Raw genomic sequence first — 20,799 nt, forward strand, 5'->3', positions numbered from 1 at the left:
GGAGGAGGAGACGGGCGCTATTGCCCGCCGCTTTTGGTGGCGCGTTTGTCGACAGCGGCTGCGATGCGTTCGCCGATCGATTGCACAAGCTGCACCAAGACGATGAGGATGATCACGACAACAGCCATAACGTCGGGCATAAACCGTTGATACCCATAGCGAATGCCCAGATCGCCAAGGCCTTCGCCGCCCACGGCACCGACCATGGCGGAATAGCCGATCAGGCTAACAATGGCGAGTGTAAGGCCAAGCGTGATACCGGGCAGCGCTTCGGGCAGCAGCACCTTGCGGATGATCTGCAACGGGGTCGCGCCCATGGCGCGCGCCGCCTCGATCAGGCCGGAGTCAACCTCGCGGATCGCGTTTTCCACCAGGCGCGCGATGAAGGGCACCGTGGCAATCGTCAATGGCACAATCGCGGCTGTCGTGCCGATCGACGTGCCCGCAACCATCCGCGTGAAGGGGATGATCGCGACCACCAGAATGATGAACGGCACCGACCGCGTGGCATTGACCACCAGCCCGAGCACCTTGTTGACCCACGGGGCCGACAGCAGTTCGCCGCGTTGCGAGGTCGCCAGAAACAACCCCAAGGGCAGGCCAAGCAGCGTCCCCAGCAGCGCCGAGATGGCGACCATATAAAGCGTCTGGCCCGTGGCCTCGATCAGTAGGTTGATAAGGTTAGCCGACATAGCCAAGCACCTCCGTCATAAGCCCGTGGCTTTCCAAAAATGAACGCGCCTCTGCGGCTTTGGCCACAGGCAGCGATACCAGCAGATTGCCGAAGGGGCGGGTGCCGATTTCCTCGACCGCGCCGGCAAGGATATTGACCGGAATGCCCATGTCCTGCGTTAGCCGCGCCAGCATCGGGTCGGTGGCGTGCTGGCCTGCAAAAGTCACGCGGATCACCTCTTCGCCGCCCTGCGCGGGGGCGTTTGGGACCAGACGATCCTTGACGAAAGCGGGCAGGGTGACGCCGGTCACCCCCGACAGGAAAGACCGTGTGGTCGCATGCTGAGGCGCGGTGAATATATCGTAGGTCTCGCCATGTTCGACGATGCGGCCCCCGTCGATCACGGCGACGTGGCTGGCGATGTCACGGACCACGGCCATCTCGTGGGTGATCAGTAGGATGGTCAGCCCCAGTTCGCGGTTGATGTCCTTGAGCAGCGACAGCACCGTTTGCGTCGTTTCAGGGTCCAGCGCGGATGTCGCCTCGTCCGACAGCAGCACTTTGGGGCCGGTGGCGAGGGCGCGGGCGATCCCGACGCGTTGCTTTTGCCCGCCCGACAGCTCTGCCGGATAGCGTGTGGCGTGCGCGCTAAGTCCGACGCGTTCGATCAGGTCGGCCACGCGGGGTTTGATTTGCGAGGACGGCACACCGGCGATTTCCAGCGGCAAGGCGATGTTGCCCGCCACGCTGCGCGAGGCCAGCAGGTTAAAGTGCTGAAAGATCATCCCCACATCGCGACGGATCGCACGCAGCTTGGACCCTTTTGCAGCCCCCACATTCTGCCCGCCCACCAGAACCGAGCCCGTCGTGGGCTGTTCGATCCCGTTGACCATGCGCAGCAGCGTCGATTTGCCAGCCCCCGACCGTCCGATGATGCCGGTAATTGATCCCGGCTCCATCGCCAGAGAAACGCCTTCAAGCGCCGTGACAGTCGTGCCGCCGGATTTGGAATAGGCTTTGCCCACGTTCTCGAACGTGATCGAAGCGCCGTTGGGTTCTGTCATGATCGGTCCAGCCTGCGGTCGGTTGCGGTGGCGCCCGTAGACAGAAAGGCAGGGGGTATTGCAAGCGCAGTTTTCGCATACCCGCCCTGACTTTACCGATGTGCTGAACGCTAGGTTTTCACAGGTCCAGCACCAGATGCCCCCCCGCTGCCGCCGCGCGCGACTGGCAGGTGATCAACGTGGTTTCACGCTGCGCCTGTGACAGCACATAATCGCGGTGATCGGCGTCACCCTCGACCAGCCCGCAAGCGCAAACCCCGCAGATCCCGTCGGCGCATTTCACATCCACGGGCACGCCTGCCTCTGTCAGCATATCGGACAGGCTGCGGTCGGCGGGGACGTGGATGTCTTTGCCGGTCTTGGCCAGATGGACCGTAAAGCTGTGGTTCTCGCGCGGGGGGGCTTCGGGGACGGCGAAATATTCGATGTGACACTGATCCTCGGCCAAGCCCGCGCGGGCGGCGGCGGTCATTGCGGCCTCCATATAGGCAGGGGTGCCGCAGGCGTAGGCGTGACTGCTCGCAGGATGGCCCGACAGGATCGTGTCAAACTCTGCCCGACTGCCCTGATCGCTGACGTGCAGCACGGCATGGGCGGCCCAAGGGGCGGCAGCGATCTCGGTCGCAAAGGCCAGATCAGCGGCGGTGCGGGCAGAATAATGCAGCGCGAAGTCACGGCCCAAATAATGCAGGCGGTGCGCCATAGCGATCATCGGGGTGATACCGATGCCACCGCCCATCAACACGCTGAAGGGGGCGTCTTCGGTCAGGGGGAAATGGTTGATCGGGCGGGCGGCGAAAATCTTGCGCCCCTGCGTGAAGATACGGTGCATCAGGGCGCTGCCGCCGCGGCCCTGATCCTCGCGCTGGACGGCAATGACATAGCGCGACCGGTCCGAGGGATCGCCGCACATGGAATACTGGCGCAGGTATTCGGGCGCGATCACCACATCCAGATGCGCCCCTGCCTGCCACAGGGGCAGATCGGCCCCGTCGGGATCGCGCAGTTCATAGCGCGTGATGCCGTCGCTTAACACATCGGCGCGGGTGACGGTCAGCGGCAATACCGGACTATCCGCCAAGGGCTTGAGCGCAGGGACCAGCCCCTGCGTGTCTCCGCTTGCGACCCGCGCGCGGTGTGTGGCGGCGGGGATCATCGCGCCATAGGCGCGGATACCGGCCTCGCGGTCCATCGTGTCGGGGTAGGGGTAGGGATGCGGGGCAAGCGGCGCAGGGTAGACGGCCAGCGTCTGGTCCTGCGCGCGCAGCTTCAGGTCTTTTTGCAGACCGCGGGTGTTCACCGGCTTGTCCGTGGGGCGGTAGCCGCCGTCGTCCTGCATCTCCAGATCCCACCACCATTTCTTGACGGGGTTGATGTCGCCACGGTCCAGCAGATCGTCGAGCTTGGCCAGCGCTGGCGCGGTGGCGGGCAGCTTCATCGCGGTCCAGCGCCACACGCTGTCGGCCAAGATCCCCTCAAGGTTCCACGGGCAGGTCTTCATGCAGCGCCCGCACATGGCGCCGCCCTCGGTCGTGATCCGGTAGGTGGCGCATTTCTGGCTGTCGGATTTCCAGATCTCGTAGCCGTTGAACATCAGCTTCGGCCCCGCCGTGATCGCCCCCGAGGGACATTCCCGCGCGCATTTCTGGCAGCTTTCGCAGAATTTCTGCAGGCCGAAGTCGATCGGCTTGTCATGGGTCATCGGGAGGGTGGTCGTCACCGCGCCCGATTTCAGACGCGGGCCAAGATAGGGGTTCAGGATGACTTCGCCGATGCGGCTGACCTCGCCCAAGCCCGACAGCAGCAGCAGCGGGGGTTGCAGCACATCGCCATCCATCACCGTATGCGCCTTGGCCGGATACCCCAGATCGCGGATCAACTGCGCCAGCACGCCGCCCACAAGGCTGAACCGCAGATAGGCGCGCATGGATTGCGCCACGCTGATCCAGTCATCGCCCGAGGCCCCCTCCATCGTGTCGAAACCCTGATCGATCACGAGGCTGATCGCCTGATCATGGGGCGGGTCGATCGCGGTGCCGGTGGCGTCATGGCTGTACCATGCCCAATCGGGACAACGGCTGACGCCCACGGCATCGGCCGCCAGGAAATAGGCAACCGCCTTGACCATCTCTGCCGCCTGTTGCGGGGCGAGGGCGGTTTGCGTCTCGGCAGCTTGCCCGTCTTGCAGCAGACCAAAGGCCCCAAGCGCGCGCCGCTGCGCCATAGAGGTTGGCGTCTTGCGGATGTAGCGCCCGCCGGTGGCCCCGTCCTGCAGCTTTTTGCCCATGTCCCCGAACAGCGCACGGCTGAACATATCGGTGCGCTTGGGCAGGCGCGGGATGCGCGGTTCGTCCATATAGGTCGTGGGGCTGTCTACACGTTTAAGCTTTTCGAAAGGCTGCGCGCCATCGACAAAGCGCCGTGTTGCATAGGCGGGCGGCGTGCGGGGCAGGGCAGCGGTGGCCAGAGGGCGGTCACAGGCCAGATCCATCGCCATGGTAACGGCGGCCAGCGAAAAACGCGTGCCGACAAAAGGGGCGGTCAGCTGCCCGTCTTGGGGCAGCGCCTGACCCGCCGCGACCGCCAGCTGGTTCAGGTCCACATCGCTTGCCGTCATCGTATGCCCGCGTGCCGGACGCCCCAGCAGGCGGATGTAATTCGACAATACCGCCGCCGATTCCGCGGCCAATAGGGACGACCGGTGATCCTCCATCCCCGCGATCCATGTCGCACCGGGTTCATCCTGCTCGACCGTGCGAGGATGCGCGACAAGCAGCACCAGCGCATGGGTATGGCCTGCGATATCCGTCTCGGGTGCGGTGACGGAGTCGCGCAGGTCGGCCATGATCGCATCCACACCAGAGGCGAGCGTTTTGACCTGACGCGTCTGCAAATCCTGCGCCAGCCGCGCCACATCCGCATTGCGCAGGGGCTGTGCCAGATGGTGGTCGGGGGCAAGTTTGCAAATCCCCACCATCGTCGCATCGTTGAAATGGGCAAACGCCTTGAGGTGCTGCGCCCGCTCGGTCAGATCGGCGGGGATCTCGGCCAAAGCCTTGTTCACCAGACCCTCGCGGATCGCATCCAGCATGGCGCGGTGATCCCGCGTCGCTTGGGCCAGCGGACGCGCGTCGCCCGTCACCCCCAAGGGGGTGAAGGCCGGCACCGGCCCTGCAACACCCTCCGCCCGCCGCAGCTTTTCAGTCGGGTAGGCACCCATATGGATGGGGCGGTTTTTGCGGGAACGCAGCCGTGGGGTCATGGGTATTGCCTCTTAATTCGGCGCTATAGTTGCCATAGATCAACTATTTTGCAAGCAAACAGTAGCGGTGCGGCAAAAATGAAGTATTCATGCCTTATGACCGGACCCGAGAACACCTCTGCCCCTGCCTCCTATCGTCTGCACGACAGGCTGGGCTTTCGCGTGTCGCGGCTGGCCGCGGTTATGCGTGCCAGTCTGGATGCAGAGCTTTCGCAGCTTGGGCTGACACGGTTGGAATGGTGCGTCTTGGCCAGTATCGCGCTGGAAGGCATCACCGCGCCCTCCGGTATCGCCGAGAATATCGGCATCACCCGCCCCACGGCGTCGCGGACGTTCAAGCAGATGCGCGACAAAGGCTGGCTGGTGCAGAACCTGACAGAAGGCGACGGGCGCGCCCGTGCGATCACGCTGACCGGGGCGGGGCAAGACCTATTGGCGCGTGCGCGGGTGCTGGTTGACGCGCATCAGGCGCGGTTTCTGGGTAAGCTCGACCCCCAAGCGGCGGCGCATTTCCTATCCGCGCTGGATACGCTGCTTGAAGGGGTTCACGACCGGTTCGACGATCCGTAGGGTGGTTCAGGTCACCACGGGAAAGACGTTCGACTGTTTCAGCACGCCATAGGCAAAGCTGGAATCAATCGACGCGATGCCGGGGATGTTGTGCAGCTTGTGGCGCACGAATTCCTCGTAGCTTTTCAGATCCTCGACCAGCACGCGCAACAGATAGTCCTCGCTGCCGGTGATGACATAGCAATCGAGGATCTGTTCGGTCTCGTGCACCTTCTTCTCGAACAGTTTCACCACGTCGCCCGTGTGGCTGCTTAGCCGGATGCGCACCAGCGCCGTCACGGGCAGCCCGTAAGCGCGTTCATCAACAATCGCGGTATAGCCCTTGATCACGCCCTTTTCCTCAAGCGCGCGGGTGCGCCGCAAACAGGGTGAGGGCGACAGATTCACCTGAGCCGCCAGATCCTGATTGGTCAGCCGCCCGTTACGCTGCAGCGCTTTGATGATCTCGCGATCTTTGATGTCCATATTGGCCCTCTAAGGGCAGGATATGCCCGAAATTCATAATATCGCGCAATCATTAGCAAGCATCTGCCCGTGGTTACAGCGTAAAACAGCGCAGATACAACGCGCAGGACGAATATGCTCAGTTCCCCCTCACTGCCCGCCGCGCATGGACTTGGTCCGCGGCAGATCCCCCTTCGGCCCCTGGTTGGCTATCTCGCGATTGCGGTGACCGTGCTGGTCTGGGCGGGGTTCGCGCTGTCCACCCGTGCCGCCAGCGGGGCGCAGCTGACGTTTGGCGATGTGGCGCTGATCCGGTCGGGTATTCCGGCGCTGTTCTTTTTACCCTTCCTGCCGAAACGTATCGCTGTGTTAAGGCAGTTGCCCGCGCATCGCTGGCTGATGATCGCGGCGGGGGCAGGGCTGCCGTTCTTTTGGCTCGCGGCTATGGGCGGGGCGCAGACCTCGGCCACGCATGTGGGGGCGTTGATTGCCGGGACGACACCGGTGTCGGTGGCTGTTCTGACGTGGGTGATCTACCGCCAGCGCCCTGCGGTGCTGCTGCCGCTGGGGATCATCCTTGTGGGGGTGGCGGCGCTGATCGGGGCCTCGGGCAATTTGGCCGCAGGCAGTTTGACCGGCGTGGCGCTGCTTCTATCCGCCAGTCTGCTGTGGGGATGCTATACGTTGGGGCTGCGGGGCAGCGGGTTGGACCCGATCGGCTGCGCGCTGGTGCTGGCGCTGCCGTCCACGCTGGTGCTGCTGCCGCTGCTCGCCACGGGGGTGTTGCCCAGTAACCTGACGCAGGTGCGACTGGCCGAGGCGATGCCGTTCATCCTTGCCCAAGGGGTCGGCGTCGGCCTTGTGTCGAGCCTGACCTACGCCATCGCCATCGCCCGCCTTGGTGTCGCGAAATGTGCCGCGATCGGGTCGCTCGCCCCTGCGATTGCGGCAGTGCTTGCCGTGCCGCTGCTGCACGAGGCCCTGACGCTTGGCACGATTTTGGCCGTTCTCATCATTTGCGCTGGCGTCATGCTGGCCAACCGCCCCAAGGAGTAACCCCGATGCTCGACGCGCTTGCCGCCCTTCCCGAAGACCCAATCTGGGGACTGACCTCTGCCTTTCGCGCCGATCCGCGCAGCCACAAGATCGACATGGTCATCGGCGTCTACCGCGATGACAACGGGGCCACGCCGAATATGAAAGCGGTGCGCATGGCCGAGCGCGCTTTGGCGCAGGACAGTGCCCCCAAAACCTACCGCGCCTTGGCGGGCAATGCGGTGTTCAACGCGGGCATGGCGCGGCTGGTCTTGGGCGATGCGCCCGCGCGGATCGCGCGCAGCCATGTGATCCAGACGGTCGGCGGGACAGGAGCCTTGCGCGTGCTGGGAGATATGCTGGCCAGCCTGCGCCCCGACACCACGGTCTGGAGCACGGACCCCGGCTATGTGAACCATCGTCCGATATTCGAGGGGGCCGGGCTGACGCTGCAGCTATATCGCTGGCAGGCCAAGGGCGACGCGCTGGATCTTGACCGCGTGCTCGCGGATCTGGCGGCGGCGAAGCCGGGGGATGTGGTGCTGCTGCACGGCTGCTGCCACAACCCCACGGGCATCGATCCTGATGCGGATATGTGGCATGCGCTGGCCGGATTTTGCGCGGCGCGGGGGCTGATCCCGTTGATCGACATTGCCTATCAGGGCTTTGGCCGCGGGCTTGACGCAGATGCGGCGGGGCTGCGGGTGATGGTCGATGCGGTGCCCGTGGCGATGGTTGCGGCAAGCGGGTCCAAGAACATGGGTCTATATTGCGAACGTATCGGGGCGGCGATGGTGCTGGGGCCGGATGCGGCCTCCATCGCCCATGTGGGCCGCCACCTAGAGACATTGACCCGCGCGAATTATTCGATGCCCCCCGAACATGGTGCCGCTGTCGCCTGCCACGTCTTTGACACCCGCGCCATCTGGGAGGAAGAGCTCAATAGCATGCGCGCCCGTGTCCAATCGCTGCGTCAGCAGTTGGCCGATGCGCTGGCCGCGATTGATGCGGCCCCCGCGTTTCAGGCGCTGCGGCACCATCAGGGCATGTTTTCCCTGCTGCCCCTCGCGCCCGACCAGATGGAGAGGTTGCGCCGTGACCACGCGATCTATGGCACGGCCACCGGTCGGATCAATATCGCCGGTCTGCGCAGCACGCAGGTCGAACAGGTCGCGGCGGCGCTTCGGGATGTGTCACAGGCGTGAGACTGGCCCGTCCCTTGGGACGGCGTCTGTAGGCCTTAGCGCGGAGCGGCGTCGAGCATCCCCAGACGCGGCTCTGTCAGGGAGGTCACGGCAATACGCCCGTCGGGCAGGGTCACGGCACCCGTGGTCAACGCATAGTCCCCTGCCGGATCCTGAAGCGTTTCCAGCACTTTGCCCGAGGCATCCATTCGCAGGACAAAGCCATAGCGCAGCGGTGCGGGTTTCATCGCGTCGGGCAGGCGCATGATCACGCGGCGCAGGAAGGGGCTGTTTGCCAGTTGATCCATGACGGGGTTGCGCGGGCTGACCAGACCGACCCAGAATGTGCCATCGGGGGCGTTGTTGATATTGTCTGGAAATCCCGGCAGGTTCTCTAGCACCACCGTTCCTGCGCTGCCGTCCATGGGGAAGCGCCAGACGCGGTAGTTGCCGGTTTCGACCACAAATACCGCGCTGTTCGCGTCATCCACCGCCACCCCGTTGGCAAAGTTCAGACCGTCGGCAAAGACAGTCGTTTCGCCCGATGCGGGGTCGTATTTCAGAATGCGGCCGTTCGACGAATGCTCCACCAGATCCAACACGGACGCCGCCAGCGTGCCGCCGTTCTCCTGAGCACCAAAGCGGGTCGAGGCATCCGAGAAATAGACGCTCCCATCGGCGGCGATATCCACATCATCGGCGTAAAGGATCGGGCTGCCGTCCTTGGTCGTCTCGGCCAGCAGGGTCACCTTGCCGCCGCGGTCCACCGACAGTAGGCCACGATAGGCGTCGGCGACGTAAAGCGTGCCGCTGTCGTCAAATTCGATCCCAAGAGGGCGGCCCCCGGTCTGCGCAAAGACGGTGATGGCCCCGTTCTCTTCGATCCGCAGGATTTCACCATCGTGGGTGGCGACATGCACCAGCCCGTCCGGGCCGATATCGGCATCCTCTGGCCCGCTGCGGCCCTCAAGCTCGACGATCTTCAACGCGGTCAAACGGTCGTTGGCCGCGAAATCACCGGTGTAGCCCTGATCGGGCGGTGCCTCCCATGCGACGGGGGCGACGGATACGGGCCAGAACGCGAGGTAGGCAAGCAAGGCCAGCAGGGCGATGCCCAGTAGTGTAAATAGTTTTTTCATCGGTGATCTCCTCCCCAAAGTTCGCGCCAAAGTAGTGGCGCACAGCGTAGGGTTGCCGATCCCTCGGGCGGGTGCAAGAGGCTACGCCGCGCGGTTTGTGTAAGGCGCTTTGGCCCGCGCCGAGGTCGCATCCCCCGCAGTGGTGACCACCGCGAGGGGGTGCTGCTTAGCTCTCTACCTCGAACGTCAGCCCGGCATTGGCTGTGAGCCGGTCAATGATCGCACCACCAAAGGCAGGGGCCGCCGTCAGCACGCCGCCGGGGGTGTCGGCGGCTTCCTCGATCAGGCAAAGCGCCGCTTCGGTCAGCATTTTGGAGGTGGAGCCATAGCCCGGATCGCGGTCGCCCTTGACGCCAACGGTCAGCCGCTCTTTGTCAGCGGAGGTGCCGGTGAACATCAGGTCATAGCTGCCGTTGTCGCGTTCTTCTTTCGATGGGCCTTCGCCGGGTTTGATATCATCGTCGCCCATAGGGTTGGATTTGGCGATGCTCTTGGCGATCGCCTCGCCTTTTTCGCCCTTGCCGGTGAACATCATCTCTTCATAGGTGAAATCCGTGCCGTAGGGGTGGCCCATCAGCATATTGGACCGGTGCACGTTCTTGGTATTGATCGACGCCATCACGAAAGGGGCGACCCAGATGCCGAAATCGGGGTCTTCGTAGGGCTTGTTGCCGTAAGGCTGTGTCGGCCCCTCAAACCCCGGTGTCAGCGCGAAGGACGAGACCAGACGTTTCATCACATCGGGATCGCCCATGGCCAGCTTCATCGTCTCTTTACCCGACGCCGCCGTCCCGCCAGAAAACGTACCCTTCATCCCGCGCACGCGTCCTTTGACGTCTTTCAGCGGCGCGCCAAAGCGTTTTTGTGCCTCTTGCTGCAAGAAATAGACGCCCATATCGAAGGGGATGCTGTCAAAGCCGCAGGAGTGTACGATCCGGGCCCCGCTGGCCTTGGCGGCGTCGTTGTACTTTTCGATCATGTCCCACATGAAGGGCGGCTCGCCCGACAGATCGACGTAATCGGTGCCCGCCTTGACACAGGCTGCGACCAGCGGCTCGCCGTACAGCAGATAGGGGCCGACCGTGGTGATGATCACCCGCGCCCGCGCGACCATCGCGTCAAGCGAGGCCGGGTCAGAGGCATCGGCCTCGATCAGGGGGGTGTCGGCGGGCAGGCCCATCTCGTCGCGCACCTGCGCCAGCTTGGACGCGCTGCGCCCTGCCATCGCCCAGGGTCGGTCCGGATAGGTCGCGTGGATGTATTCCGCGACCAGCCGCCCCGTAAACCCAGTCGCGCCGTAGATGATGATATCGAATTCAGCCATGTCCCGTTCCTCCCCGATTGGTTGCATGTCTTTGCGCCGACTATGGGACAGCGCAGACGGTATTGACCATTACCGAGTTTCAGAACGCTGCGTCGGGGGGCAAAAGAAACGGGCCGCAGCAGATGCTACGGCCCGTCTCGAATTCAGGTAAGATGCGTCCGGATCACTCCGCCGGGAGCTTCCATGCTTCGCGGTCGATATCCAGATCGGCATAATCGTCCGGGTTCAGCACGGGGCGTTCGACGCCTGCCTTCAGCTGACGACGGAAGTCGCGCAGCAGGCGCATGGCCACGGGGAAGAGCATCATGATCGCCAGCAAGTTGACCAACGCCAGAATACCCATCATCGGATCCGAGAAGAAGAACACCGCAGTCGCCGCCGGTGCTGTCGCACCCAGGAAGACAATCGCGATGATCGCGATCCGCAGGCCGAGGATGCCCAAGGGGCTCTTGGTCAGTACCGTCATCGCGTTTTCACCCAGATAGTAGTTGTAGATGATCGACGAGAACGAGAAGAGCAGGATCGCGCCGCTCAGGAAATACTGCACCCATGTGCCCAGATGCGACACCATGCTTTGCTGTGTCAGGGCCACACCGTCGATGCCTTCGGCACCGGGGACATAGACATCCCCCAACAGGATCACGAAAGCCGTGCACGAGCAAATGATGATCGTGTCGATAAAGACCGAAAACGACTGCGTGATGCCCTGGCTGATGGGGTGACGCACCTCGGCGGTGGCCGCGACGTTCGGGGCAGAACCCAGACCCGCCTCGTTCGAGAACAGACCGCGCCGCAGGCCTTGCGCAACCGCAGCACCCATACCGCCACCAACGGCTTCTTGCAGGCCGAAGGCATTGGTCACGATGTCATAGATCACGCCGGGCAGGCTGGTAATGTTGAGCAGGATCACGATCAGCGCCATTGCCAGATAGCCGATGGCCATGATCGGCACGACAACGTCCGACACTTTGGCAATGCGGTGGATGCCGCCAAAGATGATAAAGCCCGAGATGACCGCCAGCGCGATCCCGGTCCACAGACGGTCAATGCCAAAGCTGTCCTGCATCGACCCCGCAACCGTGTTGCCCTGGAACGCGTTGAAGCCCAGACCGAAGGCCGCAATCAGGCAGATCGCATAGATCACTGCCAGCCAGCGGTATTCCTTGCCCAACCCGTGGATGATGGCCGCCGCAGGGCCGCCGCGGTAGCTGTGCTCTCCGACTTTGCGTTAAAGAGCTGTGCCAGCGAACATTCGACAAGGCTCGTGGCCATACCGACCAACGCGATGGCCCACATCCAGAAGACCGCACCCGGGCCGCCAAGGGTGATCGCAACCGCGACGCCCGCGATGTTGCCGCCACCGACACGTCCACCGACCGACACCAGCAAGGCTTCGCGCGCTGAAATCTGGTTGGAATCATCCGCGTTGTTCTTGTTCGACAGCACGCGGAACATGCGGCCAAAGTATTCGATCTGCACAAAACCGGTGGCAATGGTGATGAAGATACCGAAAATGACGAGGATCGGGATCAGCGACCATCCCCAGGTGAAGTCTCCGATCCAGCCGAAGAGCGTTTGTAGAAATTCCATATACATGTCCCTTTGTTTTGCCGCGTTTTACGGTGTTCTTGGCCAAAGCGTAAAGCCGAATGACGCAGCGCGAAGCACGCAGCCCCTGTGCGACGTCTAGTGCGTTGATCCTTATACAGGTTATTTCGCAATTCAACTCTAGCGGGTTGGCCCTTCGCGCGTTAATCGGCCATTTCTCCGCATTGATCCGCAGCCAGATAGGCGTGTTGCGCGTCAAACTGCGCAAAGCAGCTCAGCGCGAGGTGGATTTTGACGAAGGCCGCCTCGGCTGTCATCTGGCCGCCGTCGACCACCCCGCTGTCGCGCAGCGCCTTGCCCGCGGCATAGGTGCCGATCTGCATGCCGCCCTCGGCGCATTGGCTGACGGCCACGACAGGCACGCCCTTGCCTTGCGCCTTGCCCAAGGCGGCACGCAGGGCGGGGCTGTCGGGGACCGTGCCCGCGCCAAAGCAGCGCAGAACGATCCCGTCGCAGGTGGTCGCCGCATGATCCAGCAGGGCGGCGCTGAAACCGGGGGTGACGGTCAGAAGGGCAACATCGTGGGGGCGCAGGGGGCTGAGCTGCGGGTCGGGGGCGGTGACACGCGGTTCCCTGTCGGTTGGCGCGGCGGTGAAGGCGTCCAGCGCTTGCGAATGGGCCTTGCGCACCCGCCCGCCATGCAGCCGTTTGCCGCCAAATTGCACCCAGACCCCCGCCGGTGCGGTACGCGCTGCGGCAAGCGCATCGATCAGATTGGCCGTGCCGTCCGTGTCAGCCACAGTCAGCGGTCGCATCGCGCCGGTCACGATCACAGGCTGCGCCAGACCGGGCAGCGCAAGGCACAGGGCGGCGGCGGTATAGGCCAGCGTATCCGTCCCGTGGGTCACGACGAAGCCGTCAAAGCGGCCCCGATGCTGATGGATGGTCTGCGCGATGCGTGCCCAATCCTGCGCCGTGGCAAGGGCGGAATCGATCAGCGGATCAAGGCGCAGCACCTCGACCTCTCCGGTGACCTTGCCGCTGGCCACCAGCGCTGCGACCGCATCTTCGACCACCCCGTCGCGAGGGGCGAAGCCGTCGGAGGTCTGGGCCATGCCAATCGTGCCGCCCGTGTGGATCAAGAGTGTCGCCATGCTGCGCCCTTTGTGTTGATTGCCGCCCAATATGCCCCGTCCGGAGCCCTGCGAAAACTGCCGCAGGCGGACCAGAAGCGCCCGTCGCTGTCAAGCCTGCTGACCGTCGGCGCATGGGGCCAAAGCCGCCATGACGTGACATCCGGCTTGACGGGCAGGGTGCGGCGGCGCGTATATACGCCCGACACGACCGGAAGGCCCTCTGATGCGCACACCGACCCGCCGCCACTTTATCGCCCTTGCCAGTGCGGGTGCCGTCGCCGGATGTGGCGGGCAGGGCGGGTTCTCTGTCGTTGATCCGGACCACGCCAGCGCAGGTACCGGGGCGGATGTGGGCGCAGGCGTGCAAAAGCTGCTCGTTGCGACCACACGCACCGCCGATCCCGCGCCGATCGCCTATGGGGCGGGGCGGGCCAAAACGCTGGATTTCGCGCGGCTTGCCATCTCGATCCCGCCGAACCACGCGGTCGGGCAGATCGAACGCAGCCGCGGATCGCGGGCCGACCCCGCCCGCCATTTCGCCCTCACCGGGGCAGAGACCTTGCCGGATCTGGAGGCGCTGGTCACCGCCGCCCGCGCCGCGTCGACACCGGGGCAAGAGGCGGTGGTCTTTGTGCATGGCTATAACAACGGCTTTGCCAAAGCCGCATACCGTCATGCGCAGGTGGCGTGGGACTATGAACTCAAGGGGCCGCAGATCCACTTTTCGTGGTCCTCAGCAGCGAACCCGTTCGAATATACCTATGACCGCGACAGCGTGCTGATCGCCCGCGATGCGCTGGCGACTTTGCTGCGGCGCCTGCTGCGCGAGGACGGGGTGCGCGTGTCGCTGGTGGGGCATTCGATGGGCGGGCTGCTGATTATGGAGACGTTGCGCCAGATCGCGCTGAGCGGAGACCGCGCCCTGCTGGATCGTTTGTCTGCGACGACGCTGATTTCGCCCGATATCGATATGGACCTGTTCCGCGCGCAGGCCCATGCGCTTGGCCATTTGCCGCAGCCCTTTACCGTGGCGATCGCGCAAAACGACCGGCTGTTGCGCCTGTCGTCGGGCTTGTCAGGGGGGGCTGCGCGTCTGGGATCGGTAGAGGATCTGGACCAGCTTGAAGGGCTTGGCGTCTTCGTGGTGGATATGACGGGCATCGCCGACACGGGCAGCAATCACTTCCTGCCGGGCACCTCGGCCTCTGCCATCGCGCTGATAAAGGGGTTGCGAGACGCCGATGCGCTGGCCCCGCAATCCCTGTCGGTCGGACCGGTGAGCATCAAGCTCGGCGGGTAGCCCCGTCGCCGTCCAGACCCGCCGCTGAAATGGCCGCCCGAAACGCTGCACCAAAGCGCGCCATCATCCTGCCATCCTCTGCCAAGCTGCGCCGCAGGGAACGGGGCAGTTCCAACTGCACGCCCGCGCCGCTGCGGGTGCGGTTGCAGATGTTGCCGGGGTGCACGCCGGGCAGCGCCGTATTCAGCGCGGCCCCGAACCCCGCCGCGCGCAATGCGTCGCCAACAGCATCCCGCAGGGTTTCGTCGCGCCCACCCAGCCAGACCGTGTCGGTGCCATCATCCTTGCGCCCGTGAATAGCAACCGACGTGTCCGCCCCTGCCACCAGCGCCAGCGCCCGAGGTTCATCGAACCGATGCGAGGTGATGTGGAAATCACCATGCGCCCCGGCGTGCAGCGCCTCGAACAGATAGAACGACAGATCATCCCCGGCGACAGCCCGCGCGATGCTTGCCGTTTCGGGCTCAATGCTCCCTCCGTGGGGCGCGAGGACCACAACGCGCGTGCCGCGATCCTGCACGGTGATACGGTAGTCCCTGTCCTGCTCATGCGCCGCGGCGAGCGTGGCGAAATCGGGGTAGCGGTCGGCCATAGTCTATACGTCCAGCTTGGTGATCGTCTTGCTGATCTTGCCGCCGCCGCGACGCAGGCTTACCATCTCTCCGAAGCGGATGTGCAGCCAGTCTGACCCATCCTCGGTCAACGGCTCCGACGCGAAAATGGCCGAGGTCGCTTCGCCTTCGGGGCTGGCATCGACCTTGTAGCTGTCGGCGTAGTCCTCAAAATTCTCGCCCATTAACAGGTACATCGGTTCAAGCAGCATTGACAGGGAATAGTCATCGGTGCCGGGGCCGGCTTTGCGCAGCTCTTGCCAGTCGCCTTCGGGCGCGGTTTCGCCCTTGTGGCCGGCCCCGTAGTTCACGCCGATGATCCGGTCGGTGGACACCAGCGCGATCTTCAACTTGGTCAGGGCGACCAGATCCAGTTTGCGCATCGCCTGCAATACGGCATCAAGCAGCTTCTCGAACGCCGCCTGCACGTCGTCATCGCTATCGCCTTCCAGTAGGGACAGCAGCAGCACGTAGAAGAATTCCGTGTCTGTCGTGCCTTTCATCTGCCGTAGGAAATCGTCTTTGCACAGGGGCAGCAATTCGCGCTGCAGCAGCCGCCAATGGGGCAGGGCTCCGTTTTGCGCGATGATCCACGGGGTACCCTTGAACGAGAACGGGTGGCAGTTCTCGTCCGCGAGCACATTGCGTGCATCATAGGCCGCAGCGCGGACATGGGCGAGCATGGTGCTGGCCTGTAGGCTGGGGATGATGCCGGGGGCGTTGTCATCGTGGAACGCGGCCATGGGGCGGTGATACAGCAGCGGTTCCTCGGGCTTCAGCAGATGCGCGCTCCATAATCCGAAGCCCCAACCGGCGAGCTGCAGGTTCGGGTGCAGCTCGGGGTCAAGGCTTTGGTTGATCAGACTGTTCTCCGGCTTGATCAGCAGGCTTTCAAGCGGGATTTCAGGCCCGATATAGGCGAGAACGCGGCACATAGCTTTCCTATCACATCAAGGGTCGATCACGGGCACCACCAAGCGGCGGCATCCCGTATCATTCTGTCAGCTCAGGTAGGGCGGCGCGGGTCAAAGGCCAGATCAGCGGATCAGAGGGGGCGGACACCTGCGCATGTGGCAGGGCCGTCCGGCATATGCAGACGGTCGCGGGTCAGCGTGTTGCGCTCACAGCGCGATAGGTGCTGTTTTGCGGCATCCGTATCGCCACTGAACCGCTGCAAGGCGCGCTGCCACGCCCGCAGGGCAGAGCGTGCGGACCAAGGCAATGCCGCTTGGGCCAGCCAGCCGCGCAGTTCCGGCGGCAAGCGGTCATAGGCGGCCATCGGGTCTTGTGTGCGACGGCGTGCGGCAAGGCTGCTGCGGCAGTTGGGCTGGCGGAGGGTGGTTTTCGGCATGGTACTTTTGTCGCTGAAAGCAAGGGGTGCGCCGCCCCCCGTCAAGGCAGGCAGCGGCGCAGGATGTCAGTGCGCCTGCATCTCGTCAGAGATGTCAGCGGGGCTGAGGGCCGCGGGGTAATATGTCGGCCAGTTGGTGACCTCTTGCAGCAGGGCCGCGCGATCATCCCCCCAATAAAGGTGATAGTGATCCGCCTTGGCGGGCGCGATCTTGTGGTCGCTGAACTGGAAGAACATCGGGGCCTCGGCGTCGCCGCTGACCTTTTCAAAGATATAGCGCACACCGCGATTACCCTTTTCATAGGTCAACACCTCGAAGCCATCGCTTTCATACCGCCCCTGCACCGATGTCTCGCCCGTGTAGAAGGTTGCGGTATCGCCCGAGAATACGATCCGGTCGACATCGGTGGCATAGCCGGTGGCGTAATAGGCTTTGTATTCCGCGGCGGTTTTGTCACCCTTGGCCTCCTTATGCGCCATCACCGCGTCCAGATCACCGCTTTGCAACAGCGGGTAGACGGACTGCCAGTCACCCTCCCAGTCGGCCAGCGGGCGCGGTTTGATCTGCGCATCGTCGAAATAGCCTTTGTAGATGTCGTCGTCGCCGTGGTCGTGTTTGTGGTCATGGTCGTGGCTGTGATCATGGGCTTCGTGGTCATGCGCCTTGTCTTTGGCGTGATCCGCAAGGGCGGGCAGGGCTGTGGCGGCAAGAGAGGTCGCGGCCAGAGCGGAAAGAAATGCGGTGTGGATGCGGGTCATCATGGGCTCCATTCAGGTCGGTAGGGAAATGATTCGTTATGTTATAACGTAACCATTTCCCTAAAGGCAATCTGCGCGGAAAACAATGATCAGAATTCTTGATTAAATCAGTCAAGGCAGTAAGGTCGGGACACGATTGCCGGTAGGGAACTTGAAAAAGGACCGCGCAGTCGCTCTGGGAGGAGAACAAAATGAAGACTAATAATAGTATTAATCGACGTTCGTTTTTGACCAAATCGGCCGTCGCTGGTGGGGCTGCGGCTGGCAGCATGCTGGCGGCTCCGGCGGTTCTGGCGCAAGCGCCATTGGTTATCAAAATGCAAACGTCATGGAATGATGCCAACATATGGCAGGACTTCGCACGCGACTATGCCACCCGCGTCGAAGAAATGTCGGGCGGGCGCGTCAAGGTCGATGTGCTGCCTGCGGGCGCGGTTGTTGCGGCGTTCCAGGTGCTGGACGCTGTGAATGACGGCTTGATCGATGCCGCGCATTCGGTGCCTGTCTATTGGTACGGCAAAAACAAGGCCGCGTCGCTGTTCGGCACAGGTCCGGTTTTCGGCGGCTCGGCAACGACCATGCTGTCGTGGTTCTACGAAGGCGGCGGCCAAGAGCTGTATAACGAGCTGACACAGGACATCATGGGCCTCGACGTGGTTGGCTATATGGGTTTCCCGATGTTTGCGCAGCCCTTTGGCTGGTTCAAGGAAGAGGTAAATTCGGTCGAGGATCTTCAAGGGTTCAAATATCGCACCGTGGGTCTGGCGGCCGATCTGATGGCCAAGCTGGGCATGTCCGTCGCTCAGTTGCCGGGCGGCGAAATCGTGCCCGCGATGGAGCGTGGCGTGATCGACGCCTTTGAATTCAACAACCCCTCGTCGGACAAGGACTTTGGCGCGCAGGACGTGGCAAAGAACTACTATCTGTCGTCCTATCACCAAGCGTCCGAAAGCTTTGAGTTCCTGTTCTCGCGGACCTTCCTTGAAGATCTGGACCCGGATCTGCAGGCGATCCTGAAATATGCTGTCGAAGCGGCCTCTACCGCGAACACAGCCAAGGCGATGAACCGCTATTCTGCGGATCTTCAGTTCTTGCAGGATGAAGCAGGGGTCACCGTGCGCCGCACCTCGAAAGAGATTCTAGACGCACAGCTGAAGGCATGGGACGAACTGATCCCCGAGCTGGAAGCCGATCCGTTCATGAAAAAGACCCTCGACAGCCAGCGCGAGTGGGTCAGCCGTGTGTCGTATTACGAGCTGATGAACTCGCCCGACTACGGTCTGGCCTACGAGCATTACTTCCCTGGCAAGATCAAGCTCTGATCCCGCTGACAGGTAAAGTACAGAACCCCGGCACCTTCGTGTGCCGGGGTTTCAGACGAGGCATGGGGACATCATGATTTCATTTATACGGTTCGCCGACAGCCTGTCGGCATGGTTTGGCAAGTCATTCGCGTGGCTTATCCTGCTGATGTCTATCGGCACGGGCTACGAGGTTTTCGTACGCTATGTGCTCAATAGCCCGACGGCCTGGGCGCTGGACGTTTCCTTTATCATGTACGGCACGCTGTTCATGATGGGCGGGGCCTATACGCTGTCGCGTGGCGGGCATGTGCGGGGCGATTTCCTGTACCGGCTGCTGCAACCCAAGACCCAGGGCAAGATCGATATCGTCCTGTATATCGTCTTCTTTTTCCCCGGTGTGCTGGCCCTGATCCTGTCCGGCTGGAAATACGCCGCGCGGTCCTGGCAATACGGAGAGGTTTCCGTCAACAGCCCCGCGGGTGTGCCGATCTACCAGTTCAAAGCGGTGATCGTGGCGGCGGGCATATTGCTGTTTATCCAGGGGATCGCGCAGGTATGCCGCTGCATCATCGCGATCCGGGACAATTACTGGCTTGAAGCGGACGAAGACGTTTTCGAGACCGAAGACCTTCTGATCCAGCAGGCCAACATGGCCGAGAAAGACCATATCACATGACTGATCCGCAAATCGCCCTGATGATGCTTGGGCTGTTCATCATCTTTGTCTTCCTGGGCTTCCCGATCGCCTTTACCCTGATGGCCATGGGCATCGGCTTTGGCTACTACGCCTATTTCGACGCGCGCCGCATGTGGCGCGGTTTTGACCGGCTGGATGAAACCGCCGGACAATGGGAACAATGGTCGAGTTGGATAGAGGGATTCTATAACAACCGAATATTTGACCTCTTCGTGAACCAGACCTTTACCGTGATGTCGAACGAGGTGCTGACGGCCGTGCCCTTGTTCCTGTTCATGGGCTATATCGTCGAACGCTCCAACATCGTGGACCGTTTGTTCACCACGCTGAACATCGCGTCCAAGAATGTCCCCGGATCGATGGGGGTGGCGGCGCTGATCACCTGCGCGCTGTTTGCGACGGCGACAGGGATCGTGGGCGCGGTTGTGACCTTGATGGGCCTGCTGGCGCTGCCGGCGATGTTGAAAGCGCGCTATGACCCGTCCTTCGCGGCGGGCATCATCTGTGCGGGCGGCACCCTGGGCATCCTGATCCCACCGTCGATCATGCTGATCGTCTATGCGGCGGCGACCAACGTGTCGATCGTGCGTCTCTATGCGGCGGCGCTGCTGCCGGGGCTGACGCTGGTGGGGCTGTATCTGGTCTATATCGTCGGGCGGTCTTTGCTGCAGCCATCGTCGGCACCAAAGCCTACGGCGGATGAGGTGCCGGACATGCCGATGGGCAAGCTGGTGATGATGATCATCACCTCTTTCGTGCCGCTGGCTTTCCTGATCTTTGCTGTGCTCGGGTCGATCCTTTTCGGTCTCGCCACCCCGACAGAGGCGGCGTCCATCGGTGCATTGGGCGGTATCTTCCTCGCCTTTATCTACCGCGCGATGACATGGCAGCGTTTGCGTGAAAGCGTCTATCTCACCGTGCGCACAACGGCGATGGTCTGCTGGCTGTTCGTCGGCTCCTACACCTTCTCTGCCGTGTTCTCCTACCTCGGGGGGGAGCATGTGATCTCGGAGTTCGTGCAATCCATGAACCTGTCGCCGATCCAGTTCCTGATCATGGCGCAGCTCATCATCTTCCTGCTGGGCTGGCCGCTGGAATGGTCCGAGATCATCATCATCTTCGTGCCGATCTTCCTGCCGCTGCTCGCGGTGTTCGAGATTGATCCGCTGTTCTTCGGTATCCTCGTGGCGCTGAACCTGCAGACCAGTTTCCTGACCCCGCCGATGGCGATGTCGGCCTATTACCTTAAGGGCATCGCGCCGCCGTCGCTCTTGTTGACGCAGATCTTCAAGGGGGTCATGCCGTTCCTTTTCTGCGTGATCCTGTCGATGGTGCTGATGTATGTCTTCCCGCAGATCGTCTTCTATTTGCCGGAGCTGTTCTATGGACGGTAATGGG

General features: G+C 62.8%; 18 protein-coding genes and 1 pseudogene. 7 read left to right on the forward strand and 12 right to left on the reverse strand.

The genetic code is table 11. The features are described 5' to 3' along the window. Nucleotides 1-17: 17 nt before the first annotated feature. The 3 genes from AB1495_RS10165 to AB1495_RS10175 all read right to left on the reverse strand — a co-directional run bounded on the left by AB1495_RS10165 (nucleotide 18) and on the right by AB1495_RS10175 (nucleotide 4,999). Nucleotides 18-692, reverse strand: coding sequence for a methionine ABC transporter permease (locus AB1495_RS10165; protein WP_009826399.1), 675 nt, complete (start codon nucleotides 690-692; stop codon nucleotides 18-20). Beyond that, nucleotides 682-1,737, reverse strand: a complete 1,056-nt coding sequence (locus tag AB1495_RS10170) for a methionine ABC transporter ATP-binding protein (protein ID WP_074635406.1) — start codon at nucleotides 1,735-1,737, stop codon at nucleotides 682-684. Before AB1495_RS10170 ends, AB1495_RS10165 begins: the two co-directional genes overlap by 11 nt. A 118-nt stretch (nucleotides 1,738-1,855) precedes the next feature. After that, nucleotides 1,856-4,999: a 2Fe-2S iron-sulfur cluster-binding protein gene (locus AB1495_RS10175; protein ID WP_074635408.1), complete on the reverse strand. Its 3,144-nt coding sequence runs from the start codon at nucleotides 4,997-4,999 to the stop codon at nucleotides 1,856-1,858. 96 nt (nucleotides 5,000-5,095) lie between these two features. On the opposite strand from AB1495_RS10175, the gene AB1495_RS10180 reads away from it, so the two are divergent. Then, nucleotides 5,096-5,569: a MarR family winged helix-turn-helix transcriptional regulator gene (locus tag AB1495_RS10180; protein ID WP_074635410.1), complete on the forward strand. Its 474-nt coding sequence runs from the start codon at nucleotides 5,096-5,098 to the stop codon at nucleotides 5,567-5,569. Nucleotides 5,570-5,575: 6 nt separating this feature from the next. Here AB1495_RS10180 and AB1495_RS10185 read toward each other — a convergent pair whose 3' ends face one another. Further along, nucleotides 5,576-6,034: an Lrp/AsnC family transcriptional regulator gene (locus AB1495_RS10185; RefSeq protein ID WP_074635411.1), complete on the reverse strand. Its 459-nt coding sequence runs from the start codon at nucleotides 6,032-6,034 to the stop codon at nucleotides 5,576-5,578. Nucleotides 6,035-6,148: 114 nt separating this feature from the next. Between AB1495_RS10185 and AB1495_RS10190 the strand changes: the two genes are divergently transcribed. Next, the gene (locus AB1495_RS10190) at nucleotides 6,149-7,069 is read left to right on the forward strand and encodes a DMT family transporter (RefSeq protein WP_244268888.1); all 921 of its coding nucleotides are present in this window, start codon (nucleotides 6,149-6,151) and stop codon (nucleotides 7,067-7,069) included. Nucleotides 7,070-7,074: 5 nt separating this feature from the next. Further along, a complete protein-coding gene (locus AB1495_RS10195; protein ID WP_074635413.1) occupies nucleotides 7,075-8,253 on the forward strand; it encodes an aromatic amino acid transaminase in 1,179 nt (392 codons plus the stop codon). A gap of 35 nt (nucleotides 8,254-8,288) precedes the next feature. On the opposite strand, the gene AB1495_RS10200 is transcribed toward AB1495_RS10195, so the two are convergent. The 4 genes and pseudogenes from AB1495_RS10200 to AB1495_RS10215 all read right to left on the reverse strand — a co-directional run bounded on the left by AB1495_RS10200 (nucleotide 8,289) and on the right by AB1495_RS10215 (nucleotide 13,397). Continuing rightward, nucleotides 8,289-9,371: an SMP-30/gluconolactonase/LRE family protein gene (locus AB1495_RS10200; protein ID WP_074635414.1), complete on the reverse strand. Its 1,083-nt coding sequence runs from the start codon at nucleotides 9,369-9,371 to the stop codon at nucleotides 8,289-8,291. A gap of 166 nt (nucleotides 9,372-9,537) precedes the next feature. Then, nucleotides 9,538-10,695, reverse strand: a complete 1,158-nt coding sequence (locus AB1495_RS10205) for a trans-acting enoyl reductase family protein (protein ID WP_074635416.1) — start codon at nucleotides 10,693-10,695, stop codon at nucleotides 9,538-9,540. A gap of 163 nt (nucleotides 10,696-10,858) precedes the next feature. Beyond that, nucleotides 10,859-12,291: pseudogene (locus AB1495_RS10210) on the reverse strand (alanine/glycine:cation symporter family protein). 155 nt (nucleotides 12,292-12,446) lie between these two features. Continuing rightward, nucleotides 12,447-13,397 carry an asparaginase gene (locus tag AB1495_RS10215; protein ID WP_074635417.1) on the reverse strand — a complete coding sequence of 317 codons (951 nt, stop codon included), beginning with the start codon at nucleotides 13,395-13,397 and terminating at the stop codon, nucleotides 12,447-12,449. A 205-nt stretch (nucleotides 13,398-13,602) separates the two neighbouring features. Here AB1495_RS10215 and AB1495_RS10220 point away from each other — a divergent pair, with 205 nt between their 5' ends. Beyond that, nucleotides 13,603-14,679: an alpha/beta hydrolase gene (locus AB1495_RS10220; RefSeq protein ID WP_074635419.1), complete on the forward strand. Its 1,077-nt coding sequence runs from the start codon at nucleotides 13,603-13,605 to the stop codon at nucleotides 14,677-14,679. Here the strand turns inward: AB1495_RS10220 and AB1495_RS10225 are convergent. From AB1495_RS10225 to AB1495_RS10240, 4 genes are all read right to left on the reverse strand, one after another. After that, nucleotides 14,663-15,271 (reverse strand): poly-gamma-glutamate hydrolase family protein, encoded by a 609-nt coding sequence (locus tag AB1495_RS10225; protein ID WP_074635420.1) that lies wholly within the window; start codon nucleotides 15,269-15,271, stop codon nucleotides 14,663-14,665. The two genes, AB1495_RS10220 and AB1495_RS10225, sit on opposite strands and share 17 nt — an antisense overlap. Nucleotides 15,272-15,274: 3 nt before the next feature. Beyond that, entirely contained in the window at nucleotides 15,275-16,225 is a 951-nt protein-coding gene (locus AB1495_RS10230) for a class II glutamine amidotransferase (RefSeq protein ID WP_074635422.1), read from the reverse strand. Nucleotides 16,226-16,335: 110 nt separating this feature from the next. Continuing rightward, nucleotides 16,336-16,641 carry a DUF6525 family protein gene (locus tag AB1495_RS10235; protein WP_074635423.1) on the reverse strand — a complete coding sequence of 102 codons (306 nt, stop codon included), beginning with the start codon at nucleotides 16,639-16,641 and terminating at the stop codon, nucleotides 16,336-16,338. A 66-nt stretch (nucleotides 16,642-16,707) separates the two neighbouring features. Further along, on the reverse strand, nucleotides 16,708-17,400 hold the full coding sequence (locus AB1495_RS10240) for a metal-binding protein ZinT (RefSeq protein WP_139283799.1): 693 nt from the start codon (nucleotides 17,398-17,400) through the stop codon (nucleotides 16,708-16,710). Nucleotides 17,401-17,591: 191 nt separating this feature from the next. Here AB1495_RS10240 and AB1495_RS10245 point away from each other — a divergent pair, with 191 nt between their 5' ends. From AB1495_RS10245 to AB1495_RS10255, 3 genes are all read left to right on the forward strand, one after another. Next, entirely contained in the window at nucleotides 17,592-18,722 is a 1,131-nt protein-coding gene (locus AB1495_RS10245; protein WP_037943698.1) for a TRAP transporter substrate-binding protein, read from the forward strand. A gap of 73 nt (nucleotides 18,723-18,795) precedes the next feature. Next, nucleotides 18,796-19,380 carry a TRAP transporter small permease subunit gene (locus AB1495_RS10250; RefSeq protein WP_074635426.1) on the forward strand — a complete coding sequence of 195 codons (585 nt, stop codon included), beginning with the start codon at nucleotides 18,796-18,798 and terminating at the stop codon, nucleotides 19,378-19,380. Then, complete coding sequence (locus AB1495_RS10255) at nucleotides 19,377-20,795, forward strand: TRAP transporter large permease subunit (RefSeq protein WP_074635428.1); 1,419 nt, start codon at nucleotides 19,377-19,379, stop codon at nucleotides 20,793-20,795. Before AB1495_RS10250 ends, AB1495_RS10255 begins: the two co-directional genes overlap by 4 nt. Nucleotides 20,796-20,799: the final 4 nt, after the last annotated feature.

The sequence above is a fragment of the Sulfitobacter pontiacus genome, from assembly GCF_040790665.1.
Taxonomy (GTDB): Bacteria; Pseudomonadota; Alphaproteobacteria; order Rhodobacterales; family Rhodobacteraceae; genus Sulfitobacter; species Sulfitobacter pontiacus.

What these genes read in the sequence shown, in the direction of transcription:
- AB1495_RS10165 (WP_009826399.1), bottom strand. Translation starts at nt 692, where the DNA reads ATGTCGGCTAACCTTATCAACCTACTGATCGAGGCCACGGGCCAGACG.
- AB1495_RS10170 (WP_074635406.1), bottom strand. Translation starts at nt 1,737, where the DNA reads ATGACAGAACCCAACGGCGCTTCGATCACGTTCGAGAACGTGGGCAAA.
- AB1495_RS10175 (WP_074635408.1), bottom strand. Translation starts at nt 4,999, where the DNA reads ATGACCCCACGGCTGCGTTCCCGCAAAAACCGCCCCATCCATATGGGT.
- AB1495_RS10180 (WP_074635410.1), top strand. Translation starts at nt 5,096, where the DNA reads ATGACCGGACCCGAGAACACCTCTGCCCCTGCCTCCTATCGTCTGCAC.
- AB1495_RS10185 (WP_074635411.1), bottom strand. Translation starts at nt 6,034, where the DNA reads ATGGACATCAAAGATCGCGAGATCATCAAAGCGCTGCAGCGTAACGGG.
- AB1495_RS10190 (WP_244268888.1), top strand. Translation starts at nt 6,149, where the DNA reads ATGCTCAGTTCCCCCTCACTGCCCGCCGCGCATGGACTTGGTCCGCGG.
- AB1495_RS10195 (WP_074635413.1), top strand. Translation starts at nt 7,075, where the DNA reads ATGCTCGACGCGCTTGCCGCCCTTCCCGAAGACCCAATCTGGGGACTG.
- AB1495_RS10200 (WP_074635414.1), bottom strand. Translation starts at nt 9,371, where the DNA reads ATGAAAAAACTATTTACACTACTGGGCATCGCCCTGCTGGCCTTGCTT.
- AB1495_RS10205 (WP_074635416.1), bottom strand. Translation starts at nt 10,695, where the DNA reads ATGGCTGAATTCGATATCATCATCTACGGCGCGACTGGGTTTACGGGG.
- AB1495_RS10215 (WP_074635417.1), bottom strand. Translation starts at nt 13,397, where the DNA reads ATGGCGACACTCTTGATCCACACGGGCGGCACGATTGGCATGGCCCAG.
- AB1495_RS10220 (WP_074635419.1), top strand. Translation starts at nt 13,603, where the DNA reads ATGCGCACACCGACCCGCCGCCACTTTATCGCCCTTGCCAGTGCGGGT.
- AB1495_RS10225 (WP_074635420.1), bottom strand. Translation starts at nt 15,271, where the DNA reads ATGGCCGACCGCTACCCCGATTTCGCCACGCTCGCCGCGGCGCATGAG.
- AB1495_RS10230 (WP_074635422.1), bottom strand. Translation starts at nt 16,225, where the DNA reads ATGTGCCGCGTTCTCGCCTATATCGGGCCTGAAATCCCGCTTGAAAGC.
- AB1495_RS10235 (WP_074635423.1), bottom strand. Translation starts at nt 16,641, where the DNA reads ATGCCGAAAACCACCCTCCGCCAGCCCAACTGCCGCAGCAGCCTTGCC.
- AB1495_RS10240 (WP_139283799.1), bottom strand. Translation starts at nt 17,400, where the DNA reads ATGACCCGCATCCACACCGCATTTCTTTCCGCTCTGGCCGCGACCTCT.
- AB1495_RS10245 (WP_037943698.1), top strand. Translation starts at nt 17,592, where the DNA reads ATGAAGACTAATAATAGTATTAATCGACGTTCGTTTTTGACCAAATCG.
- AB1495_RS10250 (WP_074635426.1), top strand. Translation starts at nt 18,796, where the DNA reads ATGATTTCATTTATACGGTTCGCCGACAGCCTGTCGGCATGGTTTGGC.
- AB1495_RS10255 (WP_074635428.1), top strand. Translation starts at nt 19,377, where the DNA reads ATGACTGATCCGCAAATCGCCCTGATGATGCTTGGGCTGTTCATCATC.